Genomic DNA, 13463 nt, shown 5'->3' with positions numbered 1-13463 from the left:
GGGCGTCAGGCTCCGGCGGTGCGTACGACGTGCAGCTTCGTACGCCGCTCCAGCCGGAAGCCGGGGCGGTCCTTGAAGTACTCGTCGACCGCGTCGCGGCACCCGCTGTAGTGGAAGTAGTCGTCGAGCACGATCCGTCCCCCCACGACCAGGTGGGGGGCGATCCGCTCCAAGCAGGTCATCGTCGACTCGTACCAGTCGCCGTCGAGGTGGGCGAAGGCGACGGGCTCGTCGATCTTCAGGGTGTCCTGGAACAGGCCCTGCACCAGCTCGACGTTGTGCTCCGCCGGATCGATGCCGTGCCGGGTGAATGAGTCGCTCACCTCGTCGTAGAGGTTGTCGCGGTAGCCGTAGTAGGTCTCGCCGCCGATCCCCTTCGACGTGCCGCTGACGATCTTCCGGTAGCGCTTGTGCACGTCGTCGCCGTCGCGCTCGGACGGTTCCGGGATCATCCCGAAGACGTCGTAGACCTTCATCGGCCGCTTCGGGTCCTTCGCTGCCGCCATCACGATCGCGGAGCCACCGAGCGCCGCCCCGGTCTCGATGATCAGGCCTGGCCGGTCCTGCAGGTCGGCGTCCAGCACCTGGCGGGCGAGCACCTGCAGGTTCTCGGGCTTGAGGTAGGTGAGGTGCTCGGCTCGGACGCCGTCGAGGACGGTGCGGACCTCTGCAGTGAGCGGGAGGTCGACCAGTGGGTCGCGTACGGACTCGCGGGTGCGTACGGTCTCCGTCCGCAGCCGCTCGACCTCGGCCTGGAGCTCGGCCATGGTGGAGGTGGCCTTCGGCTGGGTCTTCGTCTCGGCCTGCTTCGATACGAGCGGCGCCCCGTCGGCGGGCTTGCGCGCGACGACGACGTAGTTCTTCGGCATCCCGCGCTCGAAGCGGCGGCCGGAGACCTCCAGCCGCGCGTAGAGGCGGCTGAGCCGGACCGCGAGCTTGCGGTTGAGGAGGACGATCGGGGCGACGTAGGCGAGCTTCCAGCGCAGACCTCGTCCGCGGAGCTCACCGATGTTCGCGGGGAGGTTCTTCGCCATCATCTGATAGCTGTAGGCGACCGTCCCGAAGTAGCCCTCGAGCCAGTTCATCCTGGCGATCTCGAAGCCTGCCTCCTCGAACATCTTCCGCAGCGAGAACTGGGTGTAGCGGAAGAAGTCGTACGGCTTCTGGTGCTCGGCGAAGAAGAGGGGCGCCGAGAGGAAGATCCGCCCGCCCGGCTTGAGCACGCGGTAGAGCTCGCCGATGGCCTTCTCCGGCTCGGGCACGTGCTCGAGGACCTGGTTGCAGATCACCCGGTCGAAGCACCCGTCATCGACCGGGATGTCGGTGATGTCGCAGACGTAGTCCAGGGGTGCGTACGCCGAGCTCAGCTGCGCGAAGTCAGCGGCCTCGTACTGGGCGTGCTTGAACAGCCGCCGGTAGGGCGACCGGCCCGCACCGGCATCGAGGACACGCATGCCACGCTTGGTGCCCTTGGCGAAGCGTGCCATCTCCTGGCGGAGACGCACTCGGGAAGGATTGATGTGTCGGGGCTGAACCGCAACGCCGCGATTCTGCCGGCCTCGAGTCAGCATGGAGAGACATTAGCGCTGTTGCTGCGGAGTCTCCCGTAAACCACGCAAGACGGCGTCGCGTACCGGGTCGTGGAGGCGGCGCTCGATGAGGTAGTGAAGCGCGATGGCCAGCACGAGGGCGGTCGAGACGGCAGCGGCGAGGACGACGTACTCGTCGTAGCGGCCGTGGAACATGTCGATGATCCAGAACGCGAACTGCGCGTGGATCAGGTAGAGCGGGTAGGTCAGCGCCCCGAGCGTCGTCAGGAAGCGCGCCTCCACCCGGCCCAGCGGGCCGGCCGAGACCAGCCAGACGAGTGCCGCGAACCCCACGATCGCCCAGCCGGTGATCACCGGCGAGACGGTGGCACCGACGAGCTCGGTGGCCCGGTCGGCGTACTCGGTCGCCTGGCGGATGCCCAGGATCACGTTGTAGGCGACCGCGAGCCAGGCGATGAACGAGTTGCCGAACCGGTAGATCAGGAAGAGCGCCATGCCCATCGCGAAGAACGGGGCGTACTCGGCGAACAGGAGCGAGTTGAGCATGCCGGAGTCGGTCGCGCGGGCGATCTGGGCGAGCAGCGGCCACAGGAAGACGACCGCGATCACTCGCTGCTTGGTGATCCCGACGAGCAGGAAGACGCCGATCAGCAGGTAGAACTTGAGCTCGATCCAGAGCGTCCAGAAGGCACCCTGGGCGCTGAGTACGTCCCAGGCGTCCTGGGTCATCGTCATGTTGATCAGGCCGCCGACGAACCCCTGGTCGCGGCCGCCCTTCCAGTACGCCTGGAGGATCAGCGTGATGATGACGGCGACCCAGTAGGCCGGGAACAGCCGGGCGACTCGGGACGAGACGAAACGGGGCAGGTCACGACCCCACGCGGTCATCAGGATCACGAAGCCGCTGATGATGAAGAAGAGCTCCACGCCGAGGTAGCCGTAGCGGGTGACGTGGTTGAGCGTCGGGAAGACCTCCCGGGGGTCGATACCCCAGTAAGGGGTCGCGATGCCGGTGAGGTGGTAGCCCACGACGACGGCTGCCGCGATGAACCGGAGCGCGTCGAGCGCGCCGAGCCGGGAGCGGCGTACGGCCTTCTTCTTGGGCTCGGGGGCGGGCGCGGAGGCAGGGGCCGTGTCCGCGGGCGCGGTCGGGGTGCTGGTCATTGGGTCAGTTCCCCGCCGCAGCGTCCAGGGCCTCCTGGATCGGGTCGATGCGGCGCAGGTCGATGACGTGGCCGGTGCTCGACGCGATCAGGGTGTCCAGCGACGCCCGGGCGACCGCCTTCGACTCCAGGAGCGTGTGGGACGGCTCCTGGCCGAACGCCTTGGTGCGCATGGGGGTGCCGGTGCGCTCGGGGTTGATCGCGTTGACGCGTACGCCCTGGTCGGCCCACTCGTCGGCGAGGGCCTGGGTCAGGTTGACGGTGGCCGCCTTCGCGGAGGAGTAGAGCGCGTAGCCGCGGCGACCGCGGGTGTAGGAGCTCGAGGTGAAGAAGAGGAGCGAGCCCTTCGCCCGGGCGAGGTAGGGGAAGAACTCCTGGGCGATCAGGACCGGCGCGATGTAGTTGATCTCGGTCGCGTTGTAGATCGTCTCCTCCGAGACGGTGGCGAGCTCGCCGCGCGGCAGCACACCGGCGGTGTTGACCACGAAGTCGATCGAGCCGAAGCGCTTGCCGGCGTCGGCGGCCGCGGCGACGATGTCGGCCCGCTTGGCGACGTCGGTGCTGGTGGCCGAGCGGCTGTAGGAGGCGACGTTGGCGCCGTAGGACTCGGCCAGCTCCGCGATGTCGGCGCCGATGCCGTAGCTGCCGCCGAAGACGACCATGTTCTTGCCCTCGAGGGCGGCCCGGTAGTCGGCCTCGTCCTTCTGCGGGAACTGCTGGTGAGCGGTGAGCTGGAAGAGCTTGTCGGCGATGTAGACGTCGATCGGCTCGGTGACCTTCATGTTCTGCTCGTGACCGTCGACCACCCAGATCTTGGTGTCGGGCAGGTACTTCAGCACCACGCTGCAGTCGTCGGTCGCCCGGAACTCAGGGTCCTGGTCGGCGATCTCGTAGGCCCGCTTCAGGGTCGAGGCGAGGAAGGCCTGCGGGGTCTGGCCGCGGCGCAGCCGCGAGCGGTCCGGGATCTGCGAGATGGTGTTGTCGTCGTTGAGCTCGATGATCGTGTCCGCGGACGGGATGGCCACGTCGACGGCCTCGTAGGTCACCAGCGCCTTGAAGCAGTCGGTGATCACGTCCTCGCTGAGCAGCGGACGTACGGCGTCGTGGAGGAGGACGTTGCAGTCCTCGCCCTCGGGGAGGGCGGCCAGGGCGCGCTTGGTCGTCTCGTTGCGGGTGTCGGCGCCCTCGAGGATCTTGGAGACCTTCGGGTAGCGGCCGTCGCGGGTCATCGCGTGCACGGCGTCGAGGTGGCCGGGAGCCATCAGGATGATGATCTCGTCGATCTGGGGGTGGCGGTCGAGCACGCCGAGGGTGTGCTCCATGATCGGCATCCCGGCGATCTTGATGAGCTGCTTCGGGATGTCGAGACCCACACGGGAGCCCACACCGCCGGCAAGCAGCACGGCAACGTTACGAAGCACTGAACTCTGACCCTTTGGTAGATGACGAGGAGCCGTGGATTCTTCCACGATGCGCGGGAATGACTCCAATGCTGGGTGTGAGGTGATACCGAGCCGTTGGTTCGGCGTGTGATCCGCGGCGGCCGTGCGCTGGTGTGATGGCAGTCACGGCACTGTGGTGTTTCGGATGAGTGTCGGGCGGCGTACCTTTGTTTCGGCTGAGCTGAAGCGAAGCCCGAAGCAATACGGCTCGGTCACGGTGGCTGAGCAGGCAGGCACAACGTCTGGTACCCATCCCGGCTCCGCTCACAAGGGGGAGTGGTCGGAGGGACTGGAACGAAAGGTCTACAACCATGAACCCACTCAGGGTGGGCGTCGTCGGCGCGGGTCGCGTCGGGGCCGTCCTTGCAGCCGCGCTGCGCTCCGCAGGTCACCAGATCGTGGCTGTCGCCGGCGAGTCCGACGCCTCTCGCGCGCGCATCGCCTCTCTTCTCCCGGGGGTTTCGGTCGAGAAGCCGACAGCTGTCGCTCGCGCGTGCGACCTCCTTCTTCTCACCGTCCCCGACGACATGCTCGGCAACGTCGTCAAGACGATGACGGATGCCGGCGCAATCCGCCCCGGGATGTACGTCGCGCACACCTCCGGCCGCCACGGCCTGGCGATCCTCGAGCCGGCCGCCGCGATCGGCGCCCACGTGATGGCCGTCCACCCGGCGATGACCTTCTCCGGCACCTCGGTCGACCTGGCCCGGCTCTCCGGCTGCGTCTTCGGCCTGACCGCCGCCACTCCTGCCGACCGGGCCTTCGCCGAGGCGCTGGTGAATGACCTCGGCGGCAAGCCGATGTGGGTGCCCGAGGAGATGCGTACGCTCTACCACGCCGGGCTCGCCCACGGCGCGAACCACCTGGTCACCCTGGTCACCGAGGCGATGGAGATCCTCTCCGCCGCTGGCGCCACCGACCCTGCGGGCACCCTGCGGCCGCTGCTGACGGCCGCCCTCGACAACGCCCTGGACCACGGCGACGCGGCGCTGACCGGCCCGATCGTCCGCGGCGACGCCGGCACGGTCGCGGCCCACCTCGACGACATCCGCACCAATGCTCCGCAGACCCTGGCGTCGTACGTCTCCATGGCGCGGGCCACGCTCGACCGAGCCGTCTCCGACGGGCGGCTGCTGCCCATCCGGGCGCTCAAGATCAAGAACCTGCTCGACGAGGCGGATCGTGCTGCCGTGCAGCCGCTCCCGCGTCCGATCCACACCTGGAACCAGTGATGAGCGAAGTCGCATCCACCCGCGAGGAACTCGCGAAGCTCCTCGACCCCGCCCGCCGTGAGGGCACGCTCGTCGGCTTCGTGCCCACGATGGGCGCCCTCCACGAGGGCCACGCGTCGCTGATGCGCGTCGCCCGCGAGCGGGTCGGCGGCGGTCCTGTCGTCGTGTCGATCTTCGTCAACCCGCTGCAGTTCGGCGCGGGGGAGGACCTCGACCGCTACCCGCGCACGCTCGAGGCCGACCTGGAGGTCTGCGAGCGCGAGGGCGTCGACGTCGTCTTCGCGCCGTCGGTGGACGACGTCTATCCCGGCGGGCTGCCGCAGGTGACCGTGGCCCCCGGCGAGCTCGGTGACGTGCTCGAGGGCAAGACCCGGCCGGGCCACTTCGGCGGCGTACTCACCGTCGTCGCGAAGCTGTTCGGGCTGGTCAAGCCCGACGTCGCCGTCTTCGGTCAGAAGGACTACCAGCAGCTCGCGCTGATCCGCCGGATGTCGGCCGACCTGTGCCTCGGCGTCGACGTCGTCGGTGCGCCGACCCAGCGCGAGCCCGACGGCCTGGCCCTCTCCTCGCGCAACCGCTACCTCTCGCCAGAGCAGCGGGAGGAGGCGACGACGCTGTCGCGGGCGCTCTACGCCGCGCAGCGCGAGGCCACCCACGGAGTCGAGGCCGCCCTCCACGCGGCCCGCGCCGAGCTGCGCCGGGCGAAGGGGGTCGACCTGGACTACCTCGTGGTCACCGACCCCGCGCTCGGAGAGCTGCCCGCCAACCCGGAGCCGGCCACCGAAGCCCGGATCCTCGTCGCCGCCCGCCTCGGCACCACCCGACTCATCGACAACATGAGCCTCACGATCGGAGCATCCCGATGACTCGTCTGCGCACCATGATGACCGGCAAGATCCACCGCGCCACGGTCACCCAGGCAGACCTGCACTATGTCGGCTCGGTCACGGTCGACGCCGACCTCCTCGACGCCGCGGACATCCTCCCCGGCGAGCTGGTCTCCATCGTCGACATCACCAACGGTGCCCGCCTGGAGACCTACACGATCGCGGGCGAGCGCGGCAGCGGCGTACTCGGTATCAACGGCGCCGCCGCCCACCTGGTCCACCCCGGCGACCTGGTCATCCTCATCGCGTACGCGCAGATGAGCACCGAGGAGGCCCGCGCCTTCGAGCCGCACGTCGTGCACGTCGACGAGGCCAACCACATCATCGCGCTCGGCTCCGACCGGAGCGAGCCGGTTCCAGGGACCGACCAGATGCGTGGACCGCTCGTTCTCACGCAGTAGCGTGCGGGCATGAGCGAGCGCCAGCGAGCGACAGACGAGATCATCATGCTGTCGCCTCCGTATGCTTTCCCCTCCTCGACGGAGGGGGCAGCATGAACATCGAGCTGCTCTCCGCCCGCGACCCGGGCTGGACCGAGTGGGCAGACGTGATCGTGGTGGGCTCGGGGATCGCCGGGCTGACCGCGGCGCTGCGGCTCAAGGACCAGGTCGAGCGGGTCGCCGTCGTCACGAAGGACGAGCTCAAGGCCGGCTCGACGCAGTGGGCCCAGGGCGGCATCGCGGCGGCTCTCGGCGAGGGCGACACCCCTGCTCAGCACGAGGTCGACACACTCGTGGCAGGCGCCGGGGCGTGCGACCTCGAGGCCGTACGTGTCCTGGTCGGTGAGGGCGCCGAGGCGGTCCGTGAGCTGATCGAGTGGGGCGCCGAGTTCGACAAAGACCCGTCCGGCAACCTCTCGCTCACCCGTGAGGGCGGCCATCGGCGTGACCGGATTGCGCACGCCGACGGCGACGCGACCGGTGCCGAGATCCAGCGCGCGCTGATGGAGGCCGTACGCCGCGCTCCCGAGATCCTGGTCTTCGAGCACGCGATGGTCGTCGACCTGCTGACCGCCGCCGACGGCGGTGTCGCCGGCCTGACCATCCACGTGATGGGCGAGGGCGATGCCGACGGCGTCGGGATCGTGCGTACCCGGGCCGTCGTTCTCGCCTCCGGCGGCCTCGGCCAGGTCTTCTCGCAGACCACCAACCCCGCCGTCGCCACCGCCGACGGGATGGCGATCGCGCTGCGGGCCGGCGCGACCCTGCGCGACCTCGAGTTCGTCCAGTTCCACCCCACGGTGATGTATCTGGGTGAGGACTCCCGCGGCCAGCAGCCGCTGATCTCCGAGGCCGTACGCGGCGAGGGCGCCTTCCTGGTGGACTGGGACGGCAACCGGCTCATGGAGGGCGTGCACGAGCTCGGCGACCTGGCTCCGCGCGACATCGTCTCCAAGGCGATCATGAAACGGATGCTCGAGACCGGACACCCCAACATGTGGCTCGACGCCCGTCACCTCGGTCGTGAGTTCTGGGAGAAGCGGTTCCCCAACATCCTCGCCTCCTGCGAGCAGCACGGCGTCGACCCGTCCGTCGACCTGATCCCCGTCGCCCCGGCGTGCCACTACGCCTCGGGCGGCGTACGCACCGACCTGTGGGGCCGTTCGGACGTGCCCGGGCTCTACGCCACTGGTGAGGTCGCCTGCAGCGGCGTCCACGGCGCCAACCGGCTCGCCTCCAACTCGCTGCTCGAGGGGCTGGTCTTCTCGCGCCGGATCGCCGAGGTCCTGCCCGGCGAGCTGCGGCAGCTGGAGGACCCGGCCCCGGGTCCCGGGACCGGGCGCGCGCTCGTCCCCGGCACCGCGCTCAAGCAGCTGCAGGAGACGATGACGACCAGGGTCGGAGTCCTCCGCAACGCGACCGGCCTCGCCGAGGCGATCGACGAGCTCGAGCAGCTCGGGAGCACCCCGGCGACAGAGATCGACCCGGCCGCCTGGGAGGCGACCAACCTGCTGACCGTCTCGCGCGCGCTCGCGACGTCCGCGCTGCTGCGCGAGGAGACCCGCGGGTCTCACTGGCGCGAGGACTTCGCCGAGCGCGACGACGCCGAGTTCGCCGGCCACTTCGACCTGAGACTCCGGGACGGCGAGACTGTCGCCATCTTCACCCCGGCCCCAGCGACCGACCCGTCCCAGACCGAACACAACCAGTCAACCTTGGCAGGAGCCTGATGACCATCCGACGCGTGCCCTTCGACGAGATCCCGCAGCAGCTGCGCGACGAGCTGACCAACGCCGGCCTGGACGCCGGCGAGGTCTACGACGCCGTCGAGCTCGCTCTCGACGAGGACCTGCCCACGTCTGCTCCCGGTGAGATGCCCAGCGAGGACGTCACCTCCGTGGCCACCATCGCCCCCGACTCGACCGGGATCGGCGTCTTCGCCGCTAGGGAGGACGGCGTCGTGGCCGGCCTCGGCGTGGCCGAGCTCGTCTTCGCGTACGTCATGGGCGACTCCGTCACGGTCACCGACCGCGTCAAGGACGGCTCCAAGGTGAAGGCCGGGGACGTCATCATGCGGATCGCCGGGCCGACCCGAGGGCTGCTGACCGCGGAGCGTACGGCGCTCAACTACGCCTCTCACCTCTCCGGCGTCGCCACCGGCGTCGCGGCCTGGACCGAGGAGCTGGAAGGCACCGGCGCGCAGGTCCTCGACACCCGCAAGACGCTGCCGGGCTTCCGAGCGCTCGAGAAATACGCCGTACGTTGTGGCGGCGGCGCCAACCACCGGATGTCGCTCTCCGACATGGCGCTGGTCAAGGACAACCACATCGTCGCCGCGGGTGGCGCGGTGCAGGCTTATGAGGCCGTGAAGTTCGCCTACCCGGACGTGCCGATCGAGGTCGAGGTGACCACGCTCGAGGAGCTCAAGGCGCTTCTCGACGCGGGTTGCGGCCGGATCATGCTCGACAACATGTCGACCGTGATGATGAAGGAGGCCGTCGAGATCACCGCCGGGCGTGCGGTGCTCGAGGCCTCCGGCGGGCTGACCCTGGACCGGGCCCGCGAGGTCGCCGAGACCGGTGTCGACTATCTCTCCGTCGGTGCGCTGACCCACTCGGTGAAGGTCTTCGACATCGGCTTCGACCTGTCCGAGGGCTGAGGCGTCCCGCCATGTCTTTGCTCGCCGTCAACATCGGCAACAGCCACACGGTTCTCGGGCTGATCGCCGACGGTGTCGTGTCCGCGGACTGGCGGGTCTCCACGCTCGAGCACCGCACCGCCGACGAGTGGTGGGCGCTGCTGCGGGGGATCCTCGGCGACCCCTTGGTGGCGAGCATCGACGGCGTGGTGGTGTGCGCGACCGTGCCCTCGGTCCTGCACGAATGGCGGGAGATGATCGCCCGCCATCTCGGCTCGGTCGAGAGTGTGGTGGTCGAGCCAGGCGTACGCTCCGGCATCCCGATCCTCATGGACAACCCGCGCGAGGTCGGCACCGACCGGATCGCCAACGCGGTCGCGGCCGTGGCCCTTCACGGCGGCCCCGCGATCGTGGTCGACTTCCGGGGCACGGCGACGACCTTCGACGTGGTCAACGCTGCGGGACAGTACGTCGGTGGCGCGATCCTGCCGGGGATCGAGCTGTCGCTGGAGGCGCTGGGGCGGCGCGGTGCGCAGCTGCGCAAGGTCGAGCTCGCCCGCCCGCGTTCGGTGATCGCCAAGAACACGGTCGAGGCACTGCAGTCGGGAATGGTCTTCGGAGTCGCCGCGCAGGTCGAGGGACTGGTCGCTCGGATCATCGCCGAGCTGGGTGTCTCCGCCGAAGAAGTGACCGTGATTGCGACCGGCTATCTGGCGGAGTTCGTTCTCGACGAGAGTAAATGCTTCTCGTCGCATTCTCCGTGGCTGACGATGCAAGGACTGGAACTCATATTCCAGCGAAATGCCGTTCGTTAGTCTTTTCAGTATGGCGACCTGTTGATTCATCCGGATCGTATGTAATGCTATGGGCATCTCGCTTAACGGCGATGGCTATATTCGGCCCGTTTCCGGGTGAAGAAGAGCAGTGAAGGTAGGAACATGGCTAAGAAGGTTCAGATCATCCTCGAGGATGACATCGATGGCTCGGAAGCTGCTGAGACGGTGTCTTTTGCCCTGGACGGCACGTCCTACGAGATTGATCTCAGCGATGCCAATGCGGCAAAGCTTCGTGATTCTCTCGCGCTCTTCATCGGCCACGCCCAGAAGGTGAGCGGCCGTCGCGGCGGCGCCAAGAAGGCGCCCGCCGCCGGTGGCTCGACCCCGAAGGTCATGCGCGAGTGGGGGAAGGCCAACGGTTACACCGTTCCCGACCGTGGTCGCATTCCGGCTGACGTCCGAGCGGCTTTCGAAGCGGCTCACTGACAAACCGGTCTCACCGCACCGAACGTCCGGCTGTCGCGCCCTCCGGGGCGCGGCAGCCGCCTTTGTGTGAGGTCGGCTGTGCAGAGGCGTCTGTCCGGCCTACGGAACGCGTGTTCGCTCTCAGCGCACGGATCGCGTTGTGTTGTCGGGAACGCGTAGGCTGTCTGCGGGGTTGAATCTTGGTGACGCCCCAGAATTCTTAGGAGAGATGCGTACATGTTCGAGCGGTTCACTGACCGAGCCCGCCGGGTGGTCGTGCTGGCCCAGGAAGAGGCCCGCATGCTCTCCCACAACTACATCGGGACCGAGCACATCCTGCTCGGCCTGATCCACGAGGGAGAAGGCGTCGCTGCCAAGGCCCTCGAGTCCCTCGACATCTCGCTCGAGGCGGTGCGCAACCAGGTCGAGGAGATCATCGGCCAGGGCCAGCAGGCACCGTCCGGGCACATCCCGTTCACGCCGCGTGCCAAGAAGGTGCTCGAGCTGTCCCTGCGCGAGGCGCTGCAGCTCGGCCACTCCTACATCGGCACCGAGCACATCCTGCTCGGCCTCATCCGTGAGGGCGAGGGCGTCGCCGCCCAGGTGCTGCAGAAGCTCGGCGCCGACCTCAACCGGGTCCGCCAGCAGGTCATCCAGCTGCTCTCGGGCTTCCAGGGCAAGGAGGGCCAGGCCGGCACCTCCGGCGCCACCGCGTCGACCGGCACGACCGCGACCGAGGCGCCGTCCTCCAGCCTCGTGCTCGACCAGTTCGGCCGCAACCTGACCCAGGACGCCCGCGAGGGCAAGCTCGACCCGATCATCGGTCGCGAGGGCCAGATCGAGCGCGTGATGCAGGTGCTGTCGCGGCGTACGAAGAACAACCCCGTCCTCATCGGTGAGCCCGGCGTCGGCAAGACGTCGATCGTCGAGGGCTTGGCCCAGGACATCGTCAAGGGCAACGTTCCCGAGACGCTCAAGGACAAGCAGATCTACACGCTCGACCTGGGCGCGCTCGTCGCTGGCTCGCGTTACCGCGGTGACTTCGAGGAGCGCCTGAAGAAGGTGCTCAAGGAGATCAAGACCCGCGGCGACATCGTGCTGTTCATCGACGAGATCCACACGCTCGTCGGTGCTGGTGCGGCCGAGGGCGCGATCGATGCGGCGAGCATCCTGAAGCCGATGCTGGCTCGCGGTGAGCTGCAGACCATCGGTGCGACCACCCTGGACGAATACCGGAAGTACCTGGAGAAGGACGCCGCTCTCGAGCGTCGTTTCCAGCCGATCCAGGTGCCCGAGCCGACGATCGCGGTCGCGATCGAGATGCTCAAGGGCATCCGCGACCGTTACGAAGCCCACCACCGGGTCACGATCACCGACGAGGCGCTGGTCGCTGCGGTCACGATGGCCGACCGCTACATCTCCGACCGGTTCCTGCCGGACAAGGCGATCGACCTGATCGACGAGGCCGGCTCGCGCCTGCGCATCCGCCGGATGACGGCCCCCGCCGACCTGCGGGAGTACGACGACAAGATCGCCGACGTGCGCCAGCGCAAGGAGGCCGCCATCGACGGCCAGGACTTCGAGGCGGCGGCCCGTCTTCGCGATGAGGAGAAGCAGCTCATCGCCAAGAAGGCCGAGCGTGAGAAGGCCTGGCGTGCCGGCGACATGGACGAGGTCGCGGAGGTCGACGAGGAGCTCATCGCCGAGGTCCTCGCTGTCGCGACCGGCATCCCGATCGTGCAGGTCAACGAGGAGGAGTCCGCGCGCCTGTTGCGCATGGAGGACGAGCTCCACAAGCGCGTCATCGGCCAGGACCAGGCGGTGAAGGCGCTGTCCCGTGCCATCCGGCGTACTCGTGCCGGCCTGAAGGACCCGAAGCGCCCCGGCGGTTCGTTCATCTTCGCCGGTCCCTCCGGTGTCGGTAAGACCTGGCTGTCCAAGACGCTCGCCGAGTTCCTCTTCGGCGACGAGGAGGCGCTGATCCAGCTCGACATGTCGGAGTTCGGCGAGAAGCACACCGTCTCGCGGCTCTTCGGCTCGCCTCCGGGCTACGTCGGTTACGAGGAGGGCGGCCAGCTCACCGAGAAGGTGCGCCGCAAGCCGTTCTCCGTGGTCCTCTTCGACGAGGTCGAGAAGGCTCACCCGGACATCTTCAACTCGCTGCTGCAGATCCTGGAGGAAGGTCGCCTGACCGACTCCCAGGGCCGCGTGGTCGACTTCAAGAACACGGTCATCATCATGACGACCAACCTCGGCACGAGGGACATCGCGAAGTCGGTCAACCTGGGCTTCTCCCAGGCCAGCGACGTCGCGGGGTCCTACGAGCGGATGAAGTCCAAGGTCTCCGACGAGCTCAAGCAGCACTTCCGGCCTGAGTTCCTCAACCGTGTCGACGAGGTCATCGTGTTCCCGCCGCTGTCGCAGGAGCAGATCGTCGCGATGGTCGACAACATGATCGCGGCCGTCGAGATCCGTCTCAAGGACCGCGACATGGGCATCGAGCTCACCACGGCCGCGAAGAAGGTGCTCGCCGAGCGCGGCTTCGACCCGGTCCTGGGTGCTCGCCCGCTGCGCCGCACGGTCCAGCGCGAGCTCGAGGACGTGCTCGCCGAGAAGATGCTCTACGGCGACATCGGCCCCGGCGAGATCGTGCTGGTCGACGTCGAGGGTGAGGGTCCTGCCGCGCAGTTCACTTTCAAGGGCCAGAAGCGCTCCGTCGTCCCGGACGTACCGCCGCTGGAGGGTGCGACCGTGTCCGATATCGAGCTCCCCGACCAGGATGAGCCGACCAACATCGACAAGCCCAAGCCGGATTCCGAGTAGTCCGACAAAGCAACGCCCCGGCCATAGCGGCCGGGGCGTTGCCTTTT

11 protein-coding genes are annotated in these 13463 nt (G+C 68.3%); 8 read left to right on the top strand and 3 right to left on the bottom strand.

What is annotated here, in order from left to right:
• Positions 1–5: 5 nt before the first annotated feature.
• From ABTW65_RS11405 to ABTW65_RS11395, 3 genes are all read right to left on the bottom strand, one after another.
• Positions 6–1505, bottom strand: coding sequence for a class I SAM-dependent methyltransferase (locus ABTW65_RS11405; protein ID WP_350660192.1), 1500 nt, complete (start codon positions 1503–1505; stop codon positions 6–8).
• A 75-nt stretch (positions 1506–1580) separates the two neighbouring features.
• Complete coding sequence (locus ABTW65_RS11400; protein WP_350660191.1) at positions 1581–2714, bottom strand: acyltransferase family protein; 1134 nt, start codon at positions 2712–2714, stop codon at positions 1581–1583.
• Positions 2715–2718: 4 nt separating this feature from the next.
• On the bottom strand, positions 2719–4134 hold the full coding sequence (locus ABTW65_RS11395; RefSeq protein ID WP_350660190.1) for an SDR family NAD(P)-dependent oxidoreductase: 1416 nt from the start codon (positions 4132–4134) through the stop codon (positions 2719–2721).
• A gap of 332 nt (positions 4135–4466) precedes the next feature.
• Between ABTW65_RS11395 and ABTW65_RS11390 the strand changes: the two genes are divergently transcribed.
• The 8 genes from ABTW65_RS11390 (at position 4467) to ABTW65_RS11355 (ending at position 13416) form a co-directional block, all read left to right on the top strand.
• The gene (locus tag ABTW65_RS11390) at positions 4467–5387 is read left to right on the top strand and encodes a Rossmann-like and DUF2520 domain-containing protein (protein ID WP_350660189.1); all 921 of its coding nucleotides are present in this window, start codon (positions 4467–4469) and stop codon (positions 5385–5387) included.
• Positions 5387–6253 (top strand): pantoate--beta-alanine ligase, encoded by an 867-nt coding sequence (panC, locus tag ABTW65_RS11385; RefSeq protein WP_350660188.1) that lies wholly within the window; start codon positions 5387–5389, stop codon positions 6251–6253. Before ABTW65_RS11390 ends, panC begins: the two co-directional genes overlap by 1 nt.
• Positions 6250–6675, top strand: coding sequence for an aspartate 1-decarboxylase (panD, locus tag ABTW65_RS11380; protein WP_350660187.1), 426 nt, complete (start codon positions 6250–6252; stop codon positions 6673–6675). The genes panC and panD overlap by 4 nt, the downstream gene beginning before the upstream one ends.
• 92 nt (positions 6676–6767) lie before the next feature.
• Complete coding sequence (locus ABTW65_RS11375) at positions 6768–8444, top strand: L-aspartate oxidase (protein WP_350660186.1); 1677 nt, start codon at positions 6768–6770, stop codon at positions 8442–8444.
• Positions 8444–9373, top strand: coding sequence for a carboxylating nicotinate-nucleotide diphosphorylase (gene nadC, locus ABTW65_RS11370; protein WP_350660185.1), 930 nt, complete (start codon positions 8444–8446; stop codon positions 9371–9373). The genes ABTW65_RS11375 and nadC overlap by 1 nt, the downstream gene beginning before the upstream one ends.
• A gap of 11 nt (positions 9374–9384) precedes the next feature.
• Positions 9385–10167, top strand: a complete 783-nt coding sequence (locus ABTW65_RS11365; RefSeq protein WP_350660184.1) for a type III pantothenate kinase — start codon at positions 9385–9387, stop codon at positions 10165–10167.
• A 123-nt stretch (positions 10168–10290) separates the two neighbouring features.
• Positions 10291–10614, top strand: a complete 324-nt coding sequence (locus ABTW65_RS11360) for a histone-like nucleoid-structuring protein Lsr2 (protein WP_160026411.1) — start codon at positions 10291–10293, stop codon at positions 10612–10614.
• A 216-nt stretch (positions 10615–10830) separates the two neighbouring features.
• Positions 10831–13416: an ATP-dependent Clp protease ATP-binding subunit gene (locus ABTW65_RS11355; RefSeq protein WP_350660183.1), complete on the top strand. Its 2586-nt coding sequence runs from the start codon at positions 10831–10833 to the stop codon at positions 13414–13416.
• Positions 13417–13463 lie beyond the last annotated feature (47 nt).

Origin of the sequence: Nocardioides sp. NPDC127503 (assembly GCF_040302165.1) — a bacterium.
Taxonomy (GTDB): domain Bacteria; phylum Actinomycetota; class Actinomycetes; order Propionibacteriales; family Nocardioidaceae; genus Nocardioides.
The sequence above is the reverse complement of the archived record's forward strand: the minus strand, read 5'-3'. Positions and strand labels throughout refer to the sequence as shown.

Bases quoted from the DNA above. Each gene is read 5' to 3' on its own strand.
- ABTW65_RS11400 (WP_350660191.1), bottom strand. From the start codon at position 2,714: ATGACCAGCACCCCGACCGCGCCCGCGGACACGGCCCCTGCCTCCGCG.
- ABTW65_RS11390 (WP_350660189.1), top strand. From the start codon at position 4,467: ATGAACCCACTCAGGGTGGGCGTCGTCGGCGCGGGTCGCGTCGGGGCC.
- panC (WP_350660188.1), top strand. From the start codon at position 5,387: ATGAGCGAAGTCGCATCCACCCGCGAGGAACTCGCGAAGCTCCTCGAC.
- panD (WP_350660187.1), top strand. From the start codon at position 6,250: ATGACTCGTCTGCGCACCATGATGACCGGCAAGATCCACCGCGCCACG.
- ABTW65_RS11375 (WP_350660186.1), top strand. From the start codon at position 6,768: ATGAACATCGAGCTGCTCTCCGCCCGCGACCCGGGCTGGACCGAGTGG.
- nadC (WP_350660185.1), top strand. From the start codon at position 8,444: ATGACCATCCGACGCGTGCCCTTCGACGAGATCCCGCAGCAGCTGCGC.
- ABTW65_RS11365 (WP_350660184.1), top strand. From the start codon at position 9,385: ATGTCTTTGCTCGCCGTCAACATCGGCAACAGCCACACGGTTCTCGGG.
- ABTW65_RS11360 (WP_160026411.1), top strand. From the start codon at position 10,291: ATGGCTAAGAAGGTTCAGATCATCCTCGAGGATGACATCGATGGCTCG.
- ABTW65_RS11355 (WP_350660183.1), top strand. From the start codon at position 10,831: ATGTTCGAGCGGTTCACTGACCGAGCCCGCCGGGTGGTCGTGCTGGCC.